The following is a 22,259-nucleotide window of genomic DNA, read 5'->3' as shown; positions in this document are numbered from 1 at the left end:
CGTGGAAAGGAATTTGTCTGCTACAGCTTCTTGGAGCAAGAGCTTAAGCTGAACTTCTATTTTGCCGATCCGTATTGTTCCTGGCAGCGTGGATCCAATTTAATTAATGACTTAGATGGCTCATTTATAGAATCACAACCAAATTCTTACATTGGAAACTCAATGCTTGATGACGGATATCTAAGCAATACCGGAGATGTTGTTTTTAGCTTTGTTAGTTCCAAGGCAGGAATTGTGAGTGACTTGAACAAGGGGGAAATCATTAACCAAAACTTTGCCAAACTCATTATTGAATACAATCAACTGGATAGCAACTACTTATGTTATGCGCTGAATGAATCGCATTCAATTAAAAGGCAAATGGCGATTTTTATGCAAGGAAGTACCGTACCTAAGTTAACTCCAGCAATATTGAAGGAGTTAGAAATCGAACTACCCAGCGTTGAGAAGCAAAAGATAATTGGAAAGGCTTATTTGTCTTTGAGAAAGCGCCAAGCTTTGGCAAAGAAACAAGCAGAGCTTGAGGAGCAACTTTTTTTAGAAGTATTGAAGCAATTAGATCGATAATAGGAAAAGTGGGGGAAACAATATGGCTGAATTAAACTCAAAATTATTTAGTGCCGCAGACAGCTTGCGAAGCAAAATGGACGCATCTGAATATAAAAACTACTTATTAGGATTGATTTTTTACAAGTACTTATCCGATAAGTTACTACAAAAAGTTGTTGAAATATCAGATGAATTGCTAGAAGAATACGACACTCAAGAAAAACAGACTCAATTGTATAGGGATTCTTTAGCCGATGAAGATATAAAAAATGACTTAATTGAAACGTTAGTCGATACTTTGGGCTATGATATTGAACCAGATTATTTATTCAATGTCTTAACCAGTCAAGCGAAACAAAACACGTTTCAGCTTAATGATCTGAATAAAGCATTTATTGATTTATCTACGAAGTATGATCAATTCAATGGGTTGTTTGATGATGTTGATTTGAAATCGAAAAAACTGGGATCAGATGATCAACAGCGAAACATTACCATTACAGAAGTTTTGAAAAAGCTAAATGATGTCAATGTGCTGGGACATGATGGAGATGTCATTGGGGATGCTTATGAGTTTTTGATTGGTCAATTCGCATCTGAAGCTGGTAAGAAAGCTGGAGAGTTCTATACCCCTCATGAAGTATCTGACATGATGGCTCGTATTGCTGCAATGGGAAAAGAGGATAAGAAACTGTTTAGCGTATTTGACCCAACCATGGGATCCGGTTCCTTAATGTTGAACATTCGAAATTATATTAATCACCCAGAGAGTGTCAAATACCATGGACAAGAACTGAATACCACAACCTACAATCTGGCGAAGATGAACCTGATCTTGCATGGTGTAAATAAAGAAGATATGCGATTACGCAATGGGGATACACTCAACAAAGACTGGCCAACAGATGAGCCTTACACCTTTGATGCTGTCCTTATGAATCCACCATACTCTGCAGAATGGTCCGCCGATGAAACCTTTTTAGATGATTCTCGTTTCAATCGTTACGGGAAGTTAGCACCTAAATCCAAAGCAGATTTTTCTTTTCTTTTACATGGGTTCTACCATTTGAAGGATTCGGGAACAATGGCGATCGTCTTACCGCATGGTGTGCTGTTCCGTGGAGCTGCAGAAGGTGTAATTCGTAAGAAATTATTAGAGAATGGCAGTATATATGCCGTAATCGGGATGCCAGCAAACTTGTTCTTTGGGACATCGATTCCAACGACAGTCATCATTCTTAAGAAAAATCGCACCACTCGTGACGTGTTATTTATCGATGCAAGTAATGAGTTTATAAAGGGAAAAAACCAAAATAAACTCTCGAAAGAAAATATTGATAAGATTGTCGAAACGTATATGAAACGTGAAGATGTAGAGAAGTATGCCCATCTTGCTACCTTTGAGGAAATCAAAGAGAATGACTTCAATTTGAACATCCCTAGGTATGTAAATACCTTTGAAGAAGAAGAGCCTGTTGATATGGCTGTAATCGGCTCATCAATTCAAGAAATTCGAAAAGAAAAAGCACAACTGGCGTCTAGCTTGTATGATATGATTTCTTCGCTGCAATCTGATGAAGATAACGCTGAATGGATCAAAGGTGCATTAGAGGTGTTTAATCGTGAAAAATAAGCAGACACCAGAAATTAGATTTGCGGGATTTGCTAACGCTTGGGAACAGCGTGAGATTACCGAAGTTTCAAAGGTATTTATTGGATTAGTAACATCAATGACCGAGAATTACCGTGAAGATGGAACATTACTGATTAGAAATTCTGATATAAAAGAGGGTAGATTTGAGTTTGCAGAAAATCCTATTCATTTGGATGAAGCTTTCGCAGAGAAGAACACTACTCGAAGATTAAAAAAAGGCGACGTGGTTACAGTTCATACAGGTGATATTGGTACTTCGGCCGTTATAGGAGACAGGGAAGACGGTGCTATTGGTTTTGCAACGATTAATACACGTCCTAACAAAGACATTTTAGATTCAGATTATCTTGCTACCTTCTTCAATACTGTAAAACATAAGAATTGGGCGTTAAAAATGTCGACTGGTGATGGAAGAAGTAACTATAATTTATATGATTTCAATAGATTACAAATACCAATACCTAATTTAAAAGAGCAGAAACAAATTGGTATAATCTTTAAGACTTTCGACGATATTATCACCCTTCATCAGCGTGAGTTAACCACCCTCAAACAAACAAAACAGGGTTTCTTGCAAAAAATGTTTCCAAGAGAAGGGGAGACCGTGCCGGAAGTTCGCTTTCCAGGGTTTACTGGCGATTGGGAACAGCGTAGGTTTGATTCAGTGTTCGATCCGATACCGAGCAACACTCTTTCAAGAGCCGATTTGAACTATGATGTCGGAAAAATAAAGAATATCCATTACGGCGATATTCTCATTAAATATGGTGCCGTTACTGATTGCGGCAAAGATGTGATTCCGTTCATTACAGGAGCGGAGGTTTCAGATTATCAGAGACATCTTCTCCAAAACGGTGATGTGCTGTTTGCCGATGCCGCCGAGGATGCAACGGTTGGCAAAGCTACTGAAATAGCAGGAATTACAAGCATTCCTGTAGTATCAGGATTACACACAATAGCTTGCAGACCTAAGATAAAAATGCAGCCAAGTTTTTTAGGATACTATATGAACTCACCATCATATCGTCAACAATTGCTACCGATCATGCAGGGAATTAAGGTCCTCTCGATAAGCCGGACGAATCTAGCCAAAACAACAATATGCTATCCGAATTCGGCGCAGGAGCAGTCGCAAATCGGAATAGTATTTGCCGATATCGACCACCTCATCACCCTTCATCAGCGTGAGTTAGACGCCTTAAAAGAAACAAAAAAAGCATTCCTTCAAAAGATGTTTGTCTAAACCAATAGAAGGGAGGGAGTAATGTGACAAAGATACCACATAACGATGAAGCTGAAGTAGAACGTCGCCTAATCGAAGTGTTAGGGGAAGGTCATAATCAGTGGAATTATCGCCCGGATTTAAAATCCGAAGAAGACCTTTGGAATAACTTACGTCAAAAGATTACACAAAATAACTTATCAGAAATAGGGGAACAACCCATCTCTGATAAGGAATTTGAGTCTATAAAGACAGAATTACTCTCTAAAACAAAGACCCCCTTTGATGCGGCTAAATGGCTCAAAGGGGAGAATGGGATTTCTCGTATAACAATCGAACGTGAAGATGTGTCCCTAGGATCAATGTCATTGGTGTTGTATTCCAATCAAGACATTGGTGGTGGAATCTCTACATATGAAGTTGTTCATCAGATCGCGAAAAAAAGGGCAAACATAGAGGATCGTGATCGTCGATTTGACGTGACACTTTTAATCAATGGGCTGCCTATTGTTCAAATTGAATTGAAACAGGTCACCGCTAAAGACGGCGTATTTCAAGCCTTTAATCAAATCAAGAAATACGGAGAAGAAGGGATGTTTAGGAACAATATCTTTTCTACTCTTCAGTTATTTGTCATTTCCAACGAACAAACGACCCGATATTTTGCAAATGCAATGCCAAAGGACATGCACAGAAAGTTTGTCTTTAGCTGGCGTACAACAGACAATCGAAAAGTTGAAAATCTTTATGAGTTTGTAAAACAAGTCTTAAACATACCTGATGCACACCGGTTAATCGCTAATTATACAATTGTTAGTGAGGATCAAGACAATAAGGTTTTAATGGTATTACATCCTTATCAAATCCATGCGATTGAGGCTTTATTTACGTCTGCCATGAAGCATGAATCAGGATATGTGTGGCATGCGACAGGTTCAGGGAAAACGTTGACTAGCTTTGTGTCTACGAAGTTATTGGCTCGAAAATCAGGTGTGGATCGTACCATTATGCTGATTGACCGCAAAGACTTAGATAGTCAAACGACATCCGAATTCACTAAGTTTGCTTCCGAGTTTAATACCGGTATTTCCTCTGGTAATGCCAGATCAAACAGCTTAATTGTAGGAACCGGAAGTGCAAAGGAATTAAGTGAAACCCTGCTATCGGATGCTAATTCTAATACAGTGATTATTACCACTCGCCAAAAGTTAGAGGCTGCCTTAAGCTATGCGCAAAAATTGGAAGAGCAAAAAGGCACTCAGCGTTTTAAGAAACTATTGGGGCAACATATTGTCTTTATCGTGGATGAGTGCCACAGAGCGTTAAGTTCCGAAGGGATGGAAGCAATCAAGAAGTTCTTTCCGAATTCCACGTGGTTTGGATTTACAGGTACACCGATATTTGATGTAAATAAAAAGCAAGCTAAAGGACAATTAGCTCGCACCACGCATGATCAATATGGAGAAGTCCTGCACACCTATACCATTAAGAACGCGTTAGATGATAAGGCAGTCTTAGGGTTCCAGGTAGAGCATGATGATACGATTGAACCAACCTCATTAAATAATTATATTTTCAAGCAGTTGCGTCAAATTGAAAAGTACGTCGATCTTAGTGATGATGAAATCAATGAGATGATCGATCAAATGGATGGATTAGAGAAGGAAGGATATATTGAACCATCTACTTATGAAAGTGATGAGCACATCCAAAAAGTCATTCATAAGATCTTCAGGCCAGATAATGCTTATATCAAATTCGATTTCCAAAACGGTCGCCCACAAAAGTCTGCAATCTTAACAACTAGCTCGATTGAAATGGCGAAACGCTACTATAAAGCAATTAAAGAAATGACAAAAGATCCAGAGTGGTTGGCCAAAGAATTTGCTGGACAACCGATTCGGACGGGGCGTACGATTGAGGATCCAGATTTCCCCCGAATTACCATCACCTATTCGACACAAGAAAACGAGGATAATGCCAAACAAATTCAAGATGAAATGAAGGAAATCATCAAGGAATATAACGAGTATTATAATACGGCTTGGTCGATTGAAGATATTGAACGATACAATGGAGATATCAACAATCGATTAGCTCGTAAAAAGGCAGAATTCAAAGAGTTTGGAAAACAAATTGATCTGGTCATTGTCGTGGACCGCTTATTGACTGGATTCGATGCCCCGACGATCCAAACATTATTTGTGGATCGAAATTTGAGCTATGCCAATTTGATTCAAGCTTTTTCTCGGACTAATCGTACCTATCCAGGAAAAACAAAAGGATTAATTGTGACATTCCGTAAACCTGCAACAATGGAGCGAAATGTAGCGGATGCCACGAAGTTATACTCAAAAGAACAAGAGGAATCTAATCTAGTTTACCCAACTTATAAAGAATCTAAAAATCGTTTTAAAAAGGCTCACAAAACATTAGTAACGCTGGTACCCACTCCAAACAATATTGACGAGCACTCGCCACTTGATATCCGGATTGAGTTTGTGAAAGCGTTCCAAGAGTTAAACAATGCTTTCGAAGCCTTAGTTACGTACGATGATTATAATGATGAAGTGGAGAGCTCAACAGCACTTCAAGAACAGGTGAAAACCTTAGAAGAATATATTGGGTTGTACAACACGGTTAAGGGATCATTAAAAGCAGAAGTTGAAGGGGACCCGGAAGGGCCAGAACCGGACTTCTCAGGCATTGAATTCTATGGGGAAAATGCAATTAAACTCTATGACATTGACTCAACCTATATTGATCAACTATTAGAAACGTACTCGGCCAATAACCAGAATATTCGTGATGAGATCGAAAAGGCACTCCAAAAAATGAAGAAGTCGGAAATTGTTAAAGATGTCTATCGTGCAATTTTAAATGCGATTGATTCCAAAGAAATAGCTCCAGATGAAGACATTCTTGCAGTTAAACGTCGTTTCTTCACTGAATCTTACAATAAAGCGATTGAGGAATTCGCAAGTACTTGGTTTGTGGAAGAAAGTGAGCTGCATCTATCAGCGATCCAGTATGAGATAGGAAAAGAGCCTATTCCGAATATTGGTGGAATCATCAACAGCAAGCAATTTGATAAATATAAAGCCGTACACCCCGATGCAAAACCATTGAAGTATGGACCGGAAATGAAACGCCAGTGGAGAAAAACACTTGATGAGGTTATTGTACCTTTAGATGATGAGTTGAGATGAAATGAAATGTTACTTGTACCTACAGGACTGGACACTTGAAAAGTGTGTTTGGGCTGTGGGTACTTTTTTTGTAAACTGGAATCCACTGATATGTATATACGGATGATCGATGAGTTCCAGAAGTAAACGGAATGATCCGGCATATATTCAAACTAGACATGAAAATCAAACACTGGAAAAGCAATATTGAAGAATGAGTAGCTCTGCCAATTTGCTAGATTCGGTGTATAAGAGATGATGGAACAGTGGGGGGCATTAGGGAAATTCACTTTTTCAGGACCTCGAGCTCGACTTTCTTTCCTTTTCAGTTCCGTATCTATTCGAATATCACTAACTTCTTTGCTGCACAGAATGCCCCTATGTATGACGTGAAACAACTAAAACACCTTTTAAAAAGATTCGAATTTGTCGGAAGATATGGGTCATGACTTATACGCATTATTTTTCTGTAAACAAGGGTGCAGATTACCGAGCAGTGGATAAGAAAAGCATAATAAAAAAATAAATTGACCATCCGGAGTTACAGGGGCGGGTAAAGAAAATATATAATTCAGAAACTAGTGATAACAGGTTCTTAAAAAGTATACTAGGAGTCGTCGATTTTTTCATGAAAGTTACACATGAATAGATAATCATTTGGAGGAAAAATAGCCCTAATGCCGAATTGTGTAAAATAAACACTTGTGTTAATGGGAGGCGGGGGAATGATTGGAAAAATTATTATTAGAAATATTGCCACATATGACCAACTTGGAATTACTTTGGATGGTTTAAGGGAAATTAACTTTATTTATGGGAACAATGGCTCCGGAAAGACTACTTTGTCGGAATTTCTTCGGAATTCAGGAATGTATCCTAATTGCTCATTGGAGTGGCAGGGTAGGTCTTTTAAGATTAGTGTTTACAATCGGAATTTTGTTAATGAGAATTTTCGAATGGGAAATTCGATTAAAGGTATATTTACGTTAGGAAAAGAGTCTGTTGAACTTCAATCCGAAATCTTTGAACTTAAGGAGAAAATTAAACAACATGATGAAGCAATTTTTAAATTATCAGAGACAAGTTCTGAAAAGATAACCGAGTTGGATAGAATTATTGATAATTTTAAAGACTCATGTTGGGAAATAAAGAAAAAAATTGATCTTGAATTTAAAGAGTCGATAGAAGGGTTTAGAAATTCACGAGATAGGTTTATGACCAAATTCTTAGAGGAAGCCAGTAATAATTCAAGAGAAGTACGTCCACTTGAAGAATTACGTAAACTGAAAGGAAGCCTTTTCGAACTAAAAGGAGAATTAGTTAATAGATTAAGTGAGATATTGTTCGAATCTCACCTTGAAGAAGATCCAATATTTCGAGAAAAAATTCTCGGTAAAGAAGATGTTGATATTGCTCGACTAATAACAAAATTACAGATTAGTGATTGGGTTAAACAAGGTCATATAGTTCTAAAGGGAACTGAAGGCATTTGCCCTTTTTGCCAACAATCACTTTCAGATTTATTTGAGGAGAAACTAAATTCATACTTCGATCAAACTTATATTGAAAATATTCAACGGCTGGAAACAGCCTCAAAAAAATATATTGAAAATGTATCTAATGCAATCTCTCAAATTGAAATGTTGCTTGCCCACTCTAAAGGCGAGTTCATTGATAAAAATAAACTACAGAGTACTTTAATTTTAATTAAATCAAGATTAGAAGAAAATAGGTTATTAATAGAAAATAAAAGCAAAGAACCTAGCAGAAGTATTGAATTGGTTAAAGTATCAAATTTTTTTTATGCAATTAATCAAGAAATTATCGAATCAAATCAGAAGATTATTGCTCATAATAAACTAATTGAGAATATAAAGATGGAAAAAGAAAATCTGTCTAAAGACGTTTGGCGATACATAAATGAACAAAACATCTCAAACTATCAAGATTTTATCAATAAAAAAGGAAATATTGATAAAGTACTATTTGGATTGGAGAAAAGCACTGAACAAAAAAAGCAATATAAAAAACAGTTTGAACAAGGGTTGTTTCAGAAACAACAGCAAGTTACAAGTGTCGAGTATTCTGTAACGGAAATTAATAAGATATTGTTTTCTTTTGGCTTTAAATCATTTCGATTGGCTTCCGCCGAAGAAAAGGGAAACTATAAGATTGTCCGCGAAAATGGGGAAGATGCAAATGAAACCCTTAGTGAGGGTGAAAAAACGTTTATTACATTTCTCTATTATTATCAATTGTTGAAAGGCAGTAATGAAATTAATGATATACAGGCTGAGAAAATTGTAGTTATTGATGACCCTATTTCAAGTTTAGATAGTAGTGTGCTCTTTATGGTAAGTAGTTTAGTCAGAAATATAATGTTCGAAATAAAAGAGAACAGTTCCGACATAAAGCAGCTTTTTGTTCTAACACATAATATTTACTTTCATAAAGAAGTTACATTTAGTCAAGGTAATAAAAGTTTCGGAGATGCAACATATTGGATATTGAGAAAGAATAATGAAACAACAACAATTGAACCATTTGATAAAAATCCTATTAGAAGCTCTTATGAATTACTCTGGAAGGAACTACGGAACTCTAATAATCATAATTTCGTATCAATTCAAAATATTATGAGACGAATTCTTGAGAATTATTTTAAATTTTTCGGTGATACAAACATTGATGATCTTGAAAGTGAATTTGAGAATGAAGAAAAAATGATATGTAGATCTTTGCTTTCTTGGATAAATGATGGTTCTCATTCAATAAGTGAGGATTTATATGTTGAAAGTAATATAGATTTAGTAGATAGATATTTGGGTGTCTTTAAGAGTATTTTCGATAAAAAGAATCATATTGCTCATTATAAAATGATGATGAAGGATTTTGATATTGTTAATCAAGATACAGTATCTGTTCGTGCAGTTGAAGAAATATCTACTGGACTCAGAGAAGTTGCGGGTAGTATAGAGTAATCAGTGATGCAAAAATTAACCCTTATCGGTAGAAATAGATAAAGGATTATATTGATGTAAAATTGATGTAAAACATCAACAGAAACCATCGGAATGCAGCCCAAAGGATCGGAAGCTAAATGGTAAAAAGCCCGTCAAATCAAGGTTTCCGCGGATTCTAACAGACCAGATCCTAATCCAATCGTAACCCGCATACGGTGCATGTGGAGTGTTGCTCACTGTTGGTCAGGAAAGACTAATAGTTGAGGTGTATTGGCATATACAGCAATGGAGCGGGTAAATCCCGCTTCTTTTTTTGTGAATTTTTTGGATAACTTGTACGCATACAAGCTTCCAACATAAGGGGAATAATGCTAAAGTTTCAATAATGAAATCTCTTTAGAGGGGAGCAACACAACGTGTTCATAGTAAACGTAGAAGGTGCAATCTGTAGGGATGATAAATGGCTTGTTATTACACGAAGTACCAAAGAGGAGCATGCAGGGGGGACTCTGTCTCTTGTGGGAGGAAAAGTAGAAGTTGAAGGTAACGCACTCGAAATCCTAGAACGAACTGTAAAAAGAGAATTTTATGAAGAAGTTGGCATCGAGATAAATGATGCTGTGAACCTTGTATACAGCTCCTCCTTTGTGACAAATGATGGATGCAACGTTATAAATATGGTCTTCCTATGTGATTATGACAGAGGTACAGCACATCCCAAGAGTCCCGATGAGGTTGAAGCCGTTCATTGGATGACCTACGATGAAATTATGAATCATCCCAAATCTCCTCCTTGGACAAAGGAGAGTATAAGAAGAGTAGTATTTGCAAGGAGATAAACAATAATGATGAAAAATGTTTATGTTGTGCGACATTGAAAACAGATGGGCAAGAGCCTGATGCTAAGCTAACTGAACTAGGTATTCAACAAGCTGAGAATCTTACTAAATTTTTCTTAGATAAAGATATTGATTTTATCATTTCAAGCCCTTTTGAAAGGGCTTACCGCACCATAGCTCCATTGGCTGAACATATAGGTATAGAAGTTGTTTTGGACGATAGATTGGCTGAAAGATTTTTATCAAGCAAGGATCATCCTGATTGGCGAGTATGCTTCGCAAGACCTACGATGATTTAGACATATGTTATGAGGGTGGAGAGTCCAGTAACACGGCTATGATCCGTGCCATTAGTGTAGTAAGGGAAGTCCTGAATGGTGAGAACAAAAACATTGTGTTAGTTTCACATGGAAATCTGATATCACTGCTTCTTAAGCATTTTGATGACCTAATCGGGTTTAGGGAGTGGGAATCTTTATCCAATCCTGATGTATTTCATCTAACCTTCTCGGGAGAAGATAAGCCTAACATTCATCGAGTATGGGCAGAGTGATATTATACATCTAGAGCAAACACATTCCTTCGGACACGTACATGTTTATTGTCACTGTCTACTCGTCACATGTGGAGTCGGTGGCCTTGCTATTGAGGGATTGAACAGAGACTGATATCCCTTGTCCTGATTGGATTTTTCAATGTGGTACAGCATGTTAAATGATGTGATACAGTGGTCGAAAAATGCCATTGATGTAAAAGTGATGTAAAAGATGAGCCGAAAAGAATGGAGAGACGCTCGGGAAATTCCCGAGCGTCTCTTGTTGTCCTTAAGCCTTGTTGATGTTGAAAAGTGATTCGAACTTATCGGCAGCCGTTTGGTCAGCCGTACGGAGAGCATGACCGTATATGTTCATGGTTGTCGTTATGTTTCCATGTCCGAGTCGATCTGAAATGGTTTTGGCATGAACGCCCTGGTTGATCAGAACCGTGGCTGACGTATACCGAAGATCATGAAAACGAATATATCGTAGTTTGCTTTTCAAGATGAAATTTCGGAACCATTGGTATGGTGCCTTGTAATGGAACGGTTGTCCGTCGGGGTGGAAGAACAGGAATAACCATGGTCCTCCTCGCCAACCTTTCCCTCATACGCGCGCTTAATAAATGCCCGTGTTTGAGTTCCACACAAATGAAGGAATTGGTGATTATTGAAACAGCCTCACCCATGTTATAATGAGTTAATAAGTGACAATGGAGGGACAATGATGATCCCCAAAAAAATGGATCCACTAACCGCGAGTGCGATAAAATCCATTCTTCAAAAACTCAACATAAATAACACTCGTGTATTGATTGACCTTGAAAAGCAAACTGTGGAAGCTCAAGAAGATGACTATTCCGTTGATGATCTTTTGGAAGCGGCCGGTACTTTAACGCCTGAACGAGGCAAAGAACTTCTTGAAGAAGTGGGCAAATCGCGTAAGGAATGGAATACATGAGTAAAGGGTATCTTCTGGACACGAATATTGCGATTGCGATTCTAACGAACGAGAGTAATGTTATCGATTTTGTTCAACAGGCCTCCCGTGATAAAATGCCGATTTACTTTTCTACAATTACGGTTTCTGAAGTGTTCGCAGGGTTAAAACACGAGGAACAACTTCGTGCAGAAAAGCTGTTTACATCCAAAAGATGTATAGATGTTACGTCAGAAATTGCAAAATTGGCTGGAACGCTTCGTAGAGATCTTAAAGGTAAGGGACGTAAGTTAAAAACTCCGGACGCCCTTATTATTGCGACAGCGTCAGTTCATGAACTTACATTAATTTCTAGAGATTCTGACATGAACTTCGTTCAGGACGAATTGGATATCCCACTTTTAAATATAGATTTAAAATAAGCTTAACCGACTCCTCTACTTTAAGTTGAAGAGTCGGTTTTTTCATATCTATCTAGTCCCCTATGATAGAATAGAGACAAGTCCAAAACCTATTATTTCAGGAGATCGTATGAGTAACGACCTGGAGCAACAATTATTTAGAGCTTTGAAAGAAATAGAAGCTCTTAAACAGGAGAATCATTCCCTAAGACTCCAACTTTCCAATTATACAAGTATTGAGAAAACGACACCTCCGACGACGCAATATTTACCTAATTCTGCAATTGAGCAAGAAAGATCAAGTGTTATACACTCAAAATCTAGCTCAGAAGAAAAAATAGCATTATTCCGTTCTCTTTTTCGCGGTAGAGAAGATATCTATCCCGTGAGATGGACGAACAAATCCGGAAAATCAGGATATTCGCCTTTTTGCCAGAAAGAATGGACGAATGTTTGCAAAAAGCCTCAAATAAAATGTTCGGAATGTGTCCATCAAGCATTTGAGCCTTTGTCAGATGAAGTTATTTATCGGCATCTCGATGCTACAATAAATCGTACAATTGGTGTCTACCCTATGCTTCAAGATGAGACTTGTTGGTTTCTTGCCATGGATTTCGATAAGCAAAATGGGGAAGAAACAACGCGAAGCCTTACGCGAGCAGATCGCAAGCATACCAGATTCGGAGGAACGAGTATTCATCGCGACGGGCAAATTGATTGGCGAGGGATTTGACGATGCGCGGCTGGATACTTTATTTTTGGTGCATCCCATCTCTTGGAGAGGGACGCTCCAACAATATGCGGGCCGACTTCATCGGGTTCACCAAAGCAAACAAGATGTGCAGATTTACGATTATATAGATTTGCAAGTCCCGATGCTGATGAGCATGTATAAGAAAAGGGTTAAGGGCTATCAGGCGATGGGGTATAAAGGCATGAGTTTGTAACCGCTCATTTCTGATATCTAAATGATAAAACAATAGCCGAAGCAACCTTTTCCACATAGAATTTCAACGGGTTGCCGTTGATGTAAAATTGATGTAAAACATCAACAACAAAAACCATCGAATTACGGCCAAATAGATCGGAAGTCAATTGGAAAAAAGCCCGTCAAATCAAGGTTTCTGAGGTTTGCAACAGACCAAATCTTACGCCAATCTAATCTCGCATACCGTGCATGGATAGTCGGCAAATCGCAATATGTGTCCAAACATTAATCCCCAGTTATATTGCCATTTGCAGTTGTGTGTTCATTATAGAATTAACAAAATAAGGAGCTACGAGTAGCTCCTTATTCTGTTTGATTCTCCGAGTGTGCGCGGTTTAATCAGCCGTGTTTACAAAATAAAAAACGTGTGCTATTCTTATTTCTACAAATATAGAAATAATGGCTCGTGGAAGAGGTGAACTTGCAATGACAGAAGACCAAGCAGGCGTGAGTCAAGCTGTTAAAGTATACAAAGCACTCGGAGAGCCAACAAGATTGAACATCGTTCTGCTGCTGAAGGAGCAAAATTTGTGCTGCTCCGATATTTTGACTAAGCTGGAAACTGTGGCTCACTCAACGCTTTCGCATCACTTGAAGCAATTGACGGAATGCGGGGTGCTTAATCTTCGCAAGGATGGGACGTATAAATATTACGGTGTGAACCGCGAGGTAGCTCTTAAATATGCGCCGTATCTATTGCAGTAAAATTTTTTTTCGCTTTTATTTCTATATTTTTAGAAATATAAAAATCAGAAAGAAGGGTATAAAAAGTGTCAAATGCGTGGAAAATTTATATGCTGGCTATTATCAGCTTTTTGGTGGGGACTTCTGAGTATATTATTGCAGGCATACTGGATAAGGTTGCCTCAGATGTGGGGGTTTCCGTATCGGCAGCTGGGCAGTTGATCACAATTTTCTCATTGGCGTATGCTTTTGGCACGCCTGTGGTCATGGCGTTAACAGCACGCATGGAGCGCCGCCGCTTGCTCTTATACTCTCTGGCTGTATTCGCACTAGGCAATTTTGTTGCCTTCGCTCTGCCCGGATACGGATTTTTAATCGTATCTAGAATTGCGGTTGCTGTTAGCGCAGGTGTTTTTTTCGTAGCGTCTCTGACCGTTGCTTCCAAGCTGGCGCCTGCCGGCAAACAAGGCAGCGCTATTGCAACACTGATTACAGGATTCAGCGCAGCCTTGATTGTTGGTGTTCCGCTTGGAAGAGTTTTTGCTTCCGCTTACGACTGGCTGCTGATCTTTGGAGCGCTCGGCATCTTGGGGCTGCTATCCATGCTGCTTATTTTGAGTTCTATCCCGCAATCCGACGGCGAGAAACCTGTGCCGCTTCGCGAACAAATTGCTCTAATCAAACAGCCGAAAATCGCCATTGGTTTGACCGTATCCTTTTTATGGGTTGGCGGGTATTCCGTCGCCTACACGTATATTTCGCCTTATCTACTTTCAGTTAACAAACTAACCGAGCAAGGCGTAAGCGCGGCATTATTCGCTTTCGGTATTGCCAGCCTAATCGGCTCTAAAATCGGAGGTTACAGCACAGATCGATGGGGAGTACCCCGCACTTTAGCGAGCGGTTTGCTGTTCCATACCATTGCGCTGCTTCTTCTTTCGCTGGCAGGCACATCTCCGGTCATTGTATTCCCTGTTCTTATGTTATGGGCGTTCACCGCTTGGACAACCGGCCCTACTCAACAGCTCAATCTCATGTCGCTTGCGCCTCAGGCTTCCGGTATTATGCTCAGTCTAAATAGTTCCGTCCTGCAGCTTGGCATGGCAGCGGGTGCCGGGCTTGGCGGAGTCATCATACAGCAAGTATCGCTCGCATCTATCAGCTGGGTTGCTGCAATTGTGGTCATTTTAGCTGGCGCGTTAGCTGTATCTACCTTTGGCATCTCATCATCCTCGCGCTCTCGACAGGAAGGGATAAGAAGCGGTAACTAAAATAAAGGCAAGGCGTTCATGGGGAGAACGCCTTGCCTTTATTCATTTTTCCTCAACTTAATTTCTGATTATGCTAAAAAAGCTGAGCGCTCACCCTAAGCTCCTCCGCTTAAACAACAAATACATAAAAAACGGAGCTCCAACCCCAGCTGTGAACACTCCCGCAGGGATATCCAGCGGCTGGAACAGCATGCGCCCCGCCAGATCCGCGAGCAATAAAATCACAGCACCAAGCACGGCCGATAAGGGGATAAGCAGCTTATAGGAATTACCGACAATCCGTCTCGCCATATGCGGAGCCAATAGTCCGATAAACGAGATCATGCCGGCAACACCGACGGCAGCGCCTGCGAGCGCAACGCTGTAAAATAACAGGACCATCCGGCTGCGATGAAGCCTGCTCCCGAGCCCAATCGCCGTCGCTTCTCCCAGTGACTGCACATTCAGCTCTTTGGCGAAAAGGAAGGACAAGGGGATGAACACAACAACCCAAGGCCAAAGAACCTCAATATACTTCCAATTCGTCCCGTAAATGCTTCCCGTTATCCAGTTCAGCACCTGCGGGGCCAGATAGGCCGGACCGCTAATAAGCAAAAACATAAATGCATAATAATTTAGTAGGTAATTTTATTTTGTGTTTGCTTGGCTCAAACATCCTATTGCCTGTACAATACGGGTAGAATGCTTTTGGTATTATTTAGTTTTTTTTCAAGGAGGAATCATAAATGGTAACATCCGTTGAAGCAAAAGTGGATGATGTTATTTTTTTAGAAGATTTTCCAGTCGGCGGGGCTGTTGTCGTAGTTAAAGATAATCAAGTTTTATATGGCAAGGGCTTTGGGAAATCCCGGTTAGGTGTGAGTGGAAAAGCATTTACAACAGATACAATCGTTAGTATTCAAAGTATTTCCAAGAGCTTCGCGGCAGCAGTTTTAATGCAACTTGTCGAAAAAGGGCTTCTCGAACTCGATAAACCTCTAGTGCAATATCTTCCATATTTTAAAACAACGGATCAATTTATGAGCAACTCCATCACAGTAAAACAATTGTTATCTCATACTGCTGGATTCCCTGGTGATGTATGGATTGGTAATTTGGTTTCTCCTAACGCATCCGAATTCAATGAATTTAAAAGCCTTAAGGAGCATTGTGGGATAACCGATTTTACCCTACAAAGTATCAATAATCGAGAGGACGTAACCAAATATTTCGCTTCAGTTGCTCTGTCTTATCCGCCGGGTGCCAATTGGATTTATTGCACGGACGCTTATATTATTGCAGCCGATCTATTTGAGAAGGTTAGTGGACTTCAATGGGATGAATTTATGGAGAATGTGTTTTTCAAAAGTTTAAAACTGAACAGAACTACCCTGTATGCTGAGAAGGTGCAGCAAGATGAAGGTAGTGCTCAATACTATACATCGGCCGATACAACATTACGTAACATGATTAAGTCTGATGCTAACATGGATGTGTATGAGTCTCCATTCCCAGTAAACCCATTGGGCGCCCCATTGGGTTTTATCTATTCAACTGCTAATGATTTGGGCAAATATCTATCTTCATATATGAGTGAAAATCCATTAATGTCTCAGACCATGATTAACCGAATGCATGAGCCGGTTTGGCAGATTAATCGTGAATCTGGGTACGCTTTGGGCTGGGGGACAAGGAGAACGAGAAATCATACTTTTATTGAACATGGAGGAGGATTTCCAGGTGTCAGTGCTTATGTATGCATGGTTCCATCAAAGAGAATTGGCGTAGTTGTTGTATCCAATCACGATAAAACACCATCCCAAACGATTTGTTATAAGGTAATAGACACGTTACTCGAAAGAGGATGAAGGTAAAGGATTTATTACCACATTAGTGAAACTAGCAAGTAAATAAAATAAGCCTTGACTTTCAACATACTAATATTTGCAATTTGGTCTTGTCTAATAGCATAGTTTCAGTAAGGGGTAGTATATGTCGTACAATTTAAAATGAAATGGAGAATTATTTTGGCTTCTAAACAGCAAATTGTGGATTATTGGTTTTCAATTGTAGATGAATGTGACTTAAGTGTGGATGCATCTGAAGCTCATGAAAGATGTTGGCGATGTGGCTATAAACAGTCGCTAGAAAGATGTCATATCATTCCTAGTTCCTTGGGTGGTGAAGATACGGTTTCTAATCTTGTTTTACTATGTCGCAGATGTCATCTGGAAAATCCCAACATTGCTAATAAAGATATTATGTGGGATTGGCTTCGTGCACATAAGGCAACATTTTATAACACTTTCTGGGTAAAACAAGGGATGAAAGAATATAACTTTATATATGGGAAATCTTTAGAAGATGAGTTCGCTGAGAGGGGGATCACCGACGTTAGTAATTTTAATGAAATTGTTAGAGAGCAGATGGAAAAAACAACATTTCATTTTGGACACCCTTATCTAAATTCTGCAACATTGGCTGGTGTATTTAGAGTCTCGTTGATGCAATATGATGAAGTTTTGAGAACTGAGCTATAATGCTGGAGGGCATGGTTCGGTAATTTCCTAGATAATAAAAATGAAGATTATTGGTGGGACAGAATTAAATGGGATATCTTAATTAGTCATTTGAAATCAGTTTGTTCCTTGGTGTATAGATGGCTATGCACTTTGGAATTGAGCAATCTGAGACTAAATAAAGACAGACGTTCTAGACGGAGCGTCTGTCTTCATATCAAAACAGTCCTTCCTGAGCAGGAACCTTTTTAATAAATTATGATTTTATCGGAATAAATCTCACCCCAAGCTCCTCCGCTTAAACAACAGATACATAAAAAACGGAGCTCCGACCCCGGCCGTGAACACTCCCGCAGGGATATCCAGCGGCTGGAACAGCATTCTCCCGGCCAGATCCGCGAGCAATAAAATCACAGCACCAAGCACGGCCGATAAGGGGATAAGCAGCTTATACGAATTACCGATAATCCGTCTCGCCATATGCGGAGCTAATAGTCCGATAAACGAGATCATGCCGGCAACACCGACGGCAGCGCCTGCGAGCGCAACGCTGTAAAATAACAAAACCATCCGGCTGAGCTGAAGCCGACTCCCGAGCCCAATCGCCGTTGCTTCTCCCAGAGACTGCACATTCAGCTCCTTGGCGAAAAGGAAGGACAACGGGATAAACACAACAACCCAAGGCCAAAGAACTTCAATGTACTTCCAACTCGTCCCGTAAATGCTTCCCGTCATCCAGTTCAGCACCTGCGGGGCTAGATAGGCCGGACCGCTAATAAGCAAAAACATCGTCAGCGCGCTCATCGCGGTAGAGATGCCGACGCCGATTAGGACGAGCCTAAACGGAGAGATGCCCTTTTTCCAGGCTAAGGCATAGTTGATAAAGGCGGTCAGAAACGCGCCTGCCACAGCGATGACCGGTATCCAGTGAATGCTATAACCGGTGACCAGGGTCATAAATGCAACAACTGCTACCGAAGCGCCTCCCGTCACCCCCAGCAAATCCGGGGAAGCGAGCGGGTTGCGAATGACGCCCTGCAGCACGGCTCCAGCGACCGCTAGAGCAGCTCCAATTAATATCGCTGCCAGGATGCGTGGCAAACGGAACTGCATGATGATCAGGTCGCTTGCTTCTTCGTTCCGGCCGACAAGTGACAGAACAGTCTCTTTAAAGGGGATTTTAGTCCCTCCAAAAGACAAACAAACGATAGATAACACAAGCATTGCGAGTGCAAATCCGACTATGATAAAAACGGCTTTTAGGGTTCTTTTATTGTGCATGTTTTCCCTTTCTGGCCACATGAATCAGGAATGGCACACCGATAAGCGCGGTTGCCACGCCAACCGGGACTTCCTTGGGCATAAGGATAAAACGCGAAACAAGATCCGCGCACACGAGCAGCAGGCCGCCGGTTAAGGCGCAATAGGGCAGCAGCCAGCGGTAGTCGTTGCCTACCAGATAGCGGCAAAGATGCGGCACAATTAAGCCAATGAAGGCGATCGGCCCGGCGATGGCGACGGAGCTGCCTGCCAGCAAAACTACGGCCACGCCGGATAAAACCCGGACGAGCGTCATCCGCTGACCCAGACTTTTGGCATTGTCATCGCCAAGTGCCATTACATTTAAGGAGCCCGACAGCAGCAGCGCCACAATCCAGCCGATTACCAGATAGGGAAGCACAATGAGCAGATGATCGAGCTGCCTGTCTGCCACCGAACCAATCATCCAGAACAAGGCATCCTCAAGGGATTGCTGGTTCACCAGCATAATGCCGGATGTGACGGACGAGGCAAACGCCGCAACAGATGCGCCGGCCAGCGTGAGCCGGATCGGCTCAAAACGGCTTCTGCCCTGAAAACCAAGCGCAAATACAAACAGCGATGTGACGGCTGCGCCAGCCAAGGCGATCCACACCATTCCGCTCATTGTCAGCGAGGAACCGAGAAGGGCCAGTGCAATGACGATGAATAATACCGCGCCTGAGTTAATACCGAATATGGAGGGGGAGGCTAGCGGGTTCCGCGTCAGCACTTGCATAATGGCTCCCGCAATTGCGAGGCTTCCGCCCACCGCTGCCGCAATGATCGCACGAGGCATCCGTGTATGTGTAATGATGATGTGAGCCTCGGAATCGTCAAATTGGGTGTAGGCCAGCCATACTTCTCTAATCTCGTAATTATGTATACCGTATAAAATACTGGCGAGCATGCCGGCAAGCAGCAGCAGGAAGCCAATGATCAAACCCGCCTGTTTGCTCCTGCGGCTGTGCAGCCCAACAGTCATATCAGCTCAGTCCTTTCATCATAAAAAGCTGACGTCTTGTAATCAAGACGTCAGCTTTTGTATCCTTAATGCAAAATTACTTGATGTCAAAGTACTCAACGATCTCATCCAGCAGCAGGTTTGCTGCTTTGTAGCCGCCCGCCGTATTCCAGATCGCTTCATTCACTTGGACGACTTTGTTGTTTTTTGCAACATTTAATTTCTTGAACAGGGGATCGTTCATCCATTCTTCAGCTACTTTGGCCGCATCCGTTTTTCCTGGATCTTCGGAAACAAAGTAGAACATCACGTCCCCGTCCATGCTAGGAATCGTTTCTTTCGTCATTTTTTCAATGAAAGCATCTTTATCCTGCGATTCCGGACGCGCAAAGCCAAGATCGTTCAAAAGCACGCCTGCAAATGTTTGCTTCTGGTAAATCCGGACCTGGGAAGCCGAGAAGCGAACGAGCGATACTTTTGTTTCCGCTTTGCTGCCCACCTTGGCTTTCACATCAGCAACGCGCTTTTCATAATCAGCCATTGCTTTTGCGCCTTCTTCAGCTTTGTTAAGAGCTTCTGTGTACAGCTTGAAGTTGACTTTCCAATCTCCGCCCAAGTCTTCCGCAAATACCGTTGGAGCGATTTGATTCAGTTGGTCGTAGATTTTCTCCTGGCGCACCTTGTTTCCGATAATCAGGTCCGGCTTCAGGCTTGCGATTACTTCAATGTTCGGCTGCAGCTCGTCGCCAACCGTTGTAACGTCCTGCATGTCGTCTTTGATATGGTCATACCAAGGATCGCCGATCCAGGAGTGAACAGCTCCGACCGGTTTGACGCCTACGGCAAGCAGTGCCTCCGTGCCTTCGTTTGTCAGAATAACAACACGCTCAGGCGTGCCTGTCAGCGTTGTTTGGCCCATCGCATGTTTAATGACGCGCGACTCTTCGGAAGCTGCCGCCTCCGTTGGAGCCGGGGATGTCGTCGAGACATTGGCGCCAGCCGAGTTAGAGCCGTTATTCGCCGAATTTGTATTTGACGTGCCTGAAGAGCAGGCGCTGAGCAGCAAAATAAAGCAAAGCATTAAGGATGCCGCCATTGGTGTTCTTTTTCCTCTGTACATTGAACTGACTCCCACTTTCTTGTATTGAGAATGATTTTCATAACCATTACCAATATACCGACTGAGGCTGCGCGGGGCAATGGCATATCTTGAACGAATGGCAGGATTATTTTGAACCTTTGCTTTAAATTGGCCTAACGAAAGACCCGTCTGTTTCTTGAACATCCGGTTTAAATAACTGTCGTCCGAGAAGCCGACGCTCTCCGCAATTTCTTGCAGTGTGGCGTCCGTGCCCAGAAGCAGCACCTTGGCCTTCTCGATGCGAAGCGCAATCATGTAGTCGATGGGGCTCTTCCCGACCGTTTGTTTGAACTTCCGCGACAAGTAGCTCACGCTGCAACCGAGCAGCTCGGCAAGCTCATCGAGCGTAACCCGATCCGTATAATGTTCTTGGAGGTAGCGTGTTGCTTGCGAGACAAGATCGACCTTTTTGCCTTGAACGCCTTGTTTGCTCATTTGACTTAAAAGCTCATGTACAAATTGATAGAACAGGATTTTGATATGTAATTTTTCGAGATTGCTCGGCTCCATCCACTCGCGCGACATCAGTTCTACTGCGTGATAGAGGGGGATCGGATATTCCGGAGCAAAGTTATATTGCAATTGGAACGGATTGTCCGTCTCCATCAGCTTCAGCAATTGCTGGCGTGCAGGCAGAGCCAGAGCGGCTTTATAAAAAATCATAAAAAATTCGACCGCTTCCTGAGCGGTAATATCCAAACACATTCCTTTGCCGCCATGCAGCACGTGAAACCGATCGATAAAGATTGTGTTTCCATCCATCCGCACCTGTGCGCGGCCGCGAACCGAATAGATGAAAGTGCTGGAAGGCAAACGATAGGAGCGAAGCTCATCGCCCGGCTCCATGACCGTGTGACGCACATCCACAACTTTGATGGAGGCGTTATTCCACAGTAATAGGTGATCACTTAACTTCATGGAGCGGGTTCATTCCTTTCTTAACGTATCGACCTTACAAATGGGTGATAATCTATTCTTTATTATAAGTGATAATGGTTCTCAATAACAGTAGGGAATGGGATTTCAGGAAATGAATTATGAGATGAAGGAGATTAGATTTGTGAGTTTCGTAATACAAGCTACATTTCTTGAGTTGACAAAACATGTAATAAAAAGGCAAATC

18 protein-coding genes and 1 pseudogene are annotated in these 22,259 nt (G+C 41.3%); 14 read left to right on the top strand and 5 right to left on the bottom strand.

Annotated features, from left to right (window positions below; translation table 11 throughout):
• Positions 1–48 precede the first annotated feature (48 nt).
• The 7 genes and pseudogenes from M3223_RS18025 to M3223_RS17995 all read left to right on the top strand — a co-directional run bounded on the left by M3223_RS18025 (position 49) and on the right by M3223_RS17995 (position 10,968).
• A complete protein-coding gene (locus M3223_RS18025) occupies positions 49–567 on the top strand; it encodes a restriction endonuclease subunit S (RefSeq protein WP_251564194.1) in 519 nt (172 codons plus the stop codon).
• 22 nt (positions 568–589) lie between these two features.
• Positions 590–2,182, top strand: a complete 1,593-nt coding sequence (locus tag M3223_RS18020) for a type I restriction-modification system subunit M (RefSeq protein WP_251564107.1) — start codon at positions 590–592, stop codon at positions 2,180–2,182.
• Positions 2,172–3,446, top strand: a complete 1,275-nt coding sequence (locus tag M3223_RS24575; protein ID WP_251564105.1) for a restriction endonuclease subunit S — start codon at positions 2,172–2,174, stop codon at positions 3,444–3,446. Before M3223_RS18020 ends, M3223_RS24575 begins: the two co-directional genes overlap by 11 nt.
• A 23-nt stretch (positions 3,447–3,469) precedes the next feature.
• Entirely contained in the window at positions 3,470–6,634 is a 3,165-nt protein-coding gene (locus tag M3223_RS18010) for a type I restriction endonuclease subunit R (RefSeq protein ID WP_251564103.1), read from the top strand.
• Between the two features lie 704 nt (positions 6,635–7,338).
• Positions 7,339–9,594: an AAA family ATPase gene (locus M3223_RS18005; RefSeq protein ID WP_251564101.1), complete on the top strand. Its 2,256-nt coding sequence runs from the start codon at positions 7,339–7,341 to the stop codon at positions 9,592–9,594.
• Between the two features lie 398 nt (positions 9,595–9,992).
• The gene (locus M3223_RS18000; RefSeq protein ID WP_251564100.1) at positions 9,993–10,415 is read left to right on the top strand and encodes an NUDIX hydrolase; all 423 of its coding nucleotides are present in this window, start codon (positions 9,993–9,995) and stop codon (positions 10,413–10,415) included.
• 9 nt (positions 10,416–10,424) lie between these two features.
• Positions 10,425–10,968: pseudogene (locus M3223_RS17995) on the top strand (histidine phosphatase family protein).
• 271 nt (positions 10,969–11,239) lie between these two features.
• Here M3223_RS17995 and M3223_RS17990 read toward each other — a convergent pair.
• Entirely contained in the window at positions 11,240–11,524 is a 285-nt protein-coding gene (locus tag M3223_RS17990; protein ID WP_251564192.1) for a tyrosine-type recombinase/integrase, read from the bottom strand.
• Positions 11,525–11,674: 150 nt separating this feature from the next.
• Between M3223_RS17990 and M3223_RS17985 the strand changes: the two genes are divergently transcribed.
• The 5 genes from M3223_RS17985 to M3223_RS17965 all read left to right on the top strand — a co-directional run bounded on the left by M3223_RS17985 (position 11,675) and on the right by M3223_RS17965 (position 15,234).
• Complete coding sequence (locus M3223_RS17985; RefSeq protein WP_251564098.1) at positions 11,675–11,911, top strand: hypothetical protein; 237 nt, start codon at positions 11,675–11,677, stop codon at positions 11,909–11,911.
• Positions 11,908–12,312, top strand: a complete 405-nt coding sequence (locus M3223_RS17980; RefSeq protein ID WP_251564096.1) for a type II toxin-antitoxin system VapC family toxin — start codon at positions 11,908–11,910, stop codon at positions 12,310–12,312. Before M3223_RS17985 ends, M3223_RS17980 begins: the two co-directional genes overlap by 4 nt.
• Before the next feature lie 109 nt (positions 12,313–12,421).
• The gene (locus M3223_RS17975; protein WP_251564093.1) at positions 12,422–13,024 is read left to right on the top strand and encodes a TOTE conflict system archaeo-eukaryotic primase domain-containing protein; all 603 of its coding nucleotides are present in this window, start codon (positions 12,422–12,424) and stop codon (positions 13,022–13,024) included.
• 681 nt (positions 13,025–13,705) lie between these two features.
• Positions 13,706–13,984 (top strand): ArsR/SmtB family transcription factor, encoded by a 279-nt coding sequence (locus M3223_RS17970; RefSeq protein WP_251564092.1) that lies wholly within the window; start codon positions 13,706–13,708, stop codon positions 13,982–13,984.
• A 65-nt stretch (positions 13,985–14,049) separates the two neighbouring features.
• The gene (locus M3223_RS17965; RefSeq protein WP_251564090.1) at positions 14,050–15,234 is read left to right on the top strand and encodes an MFS transporter; all 1,185 of its coding nucleotides are present in this window, start codon (positions 14,050–14,052) and stop codon (positions 15,232–15,234) included.
• Positions 15,235–15,324: 90 nt separating this feature from the next.
• On the opposite strand, the gene M3223_RS17960 is transcribed toward M3223_RS17965, so the two are convergent.
• A complete protein-coding gene (locus M3223_RS17960) occupies positions 15,325–15,828 on the bottom strand; it encodes a FecCD family ABC transporter permease (RefSeq protein WP_251564088.1) in 504 nt (167 codons plus the stop codon).
• A 131-nt stretch (positions 15,829–15,959) separates the two neighbouring features.
• On the opposite strand from M3223_RS17960, the gene M3223_RS17955 reads away from it, so the two are divergent.
• Together M3223_RS17955 and M3223_RS17950 are read left to right on the top strand one after the other, a co-directional pair.
• The gene (locus tag M3223_RS17955) at positions 15,960–17,081 is read left to right on the top strand and encodes a serine hydrolase domain-containing protein (RefSeq protein ID WP_251564086.1); all 1,122 of its coding nucleotides are present in this window, start codon (positions 15,960–15,962) and stop codon (positions 17,079–17,081) included.
• A gap of 159 nt (positions 17,082–17,240) precedes the next feature.
• A complete protein-coding gene (locus M3223_RS17950) occupies positions 17,241–17,753 on the top strand; it encodes an HNH endonuclease (RefSeq protein ID WP_251564084.1) in 513 nt (170 codons plus the stop codon).
• A gap of 258 nt (positions 17,754–18,011) precedes the next feature.
• Here M3223_RS17950 and M3223_RS17945 read toward each other — a convergent pair whose 3' ends face one another.
• The 3 genes from M3223_RS17945 to M3223_RS17935 form a co-directional block, all read right to left on the bottom strand.
• The gene (locus M3223_RS17945; protein WP_251564082.1) at positions 18,012–18,956 is read right to left on the bottom strand and encodes a FecCD family ABC transporter permease; all 945 of its coding nucleotides are present in this window, start codon (positions 18,954–18,956) and stop codon (positions 18,012–18,014) included.
• Between the two features lie 46 nt (positions 18,957–19,002).
• Complete coding sequence (locus tag M3223_RS17940) at positions 19,003–20,016, bottom strand: FecCD family ABC transporter permease (RefSeq protein WP_251564080.1); 1,014 nt, start codon at positions 20,014–20,016, stop codon at positions 19,003–19,005.
• Between the two features lie 76 nt (positions 20,017–20,092).
• The gene (locus M3223_RS17935; RefSeq protein WP_251564078.1) at positions 20,093–22,054 is read right to left on the bottom strand and encodes an AraC family transcriptional regulator; all 1,962 of its coding nucleotides are present in this window, start codon (positions 22,052–22,054) and stop codon (positions 20,093–20,095) included.
• Between the last annotated feature and the right edge of the window lie 205 nt (positions 22,055–22,259).

The sequence above is a fragment of the Paenibacillus pasadenensis genome (genome assembly GCF_023715725.1).
GTDB classification, from domain to species: domain Bacteria; phylum Bacillota; class Bacilli; order Paenibacillales; family Paenibacillaceae; genus Paenibacillus_O; species Paenibacillus_O pasadenensis_A.
Note: the sequence above shows the minus strand (reverse complement) of the source record. Positions and strands in the feature narration are given on the sequence as shown.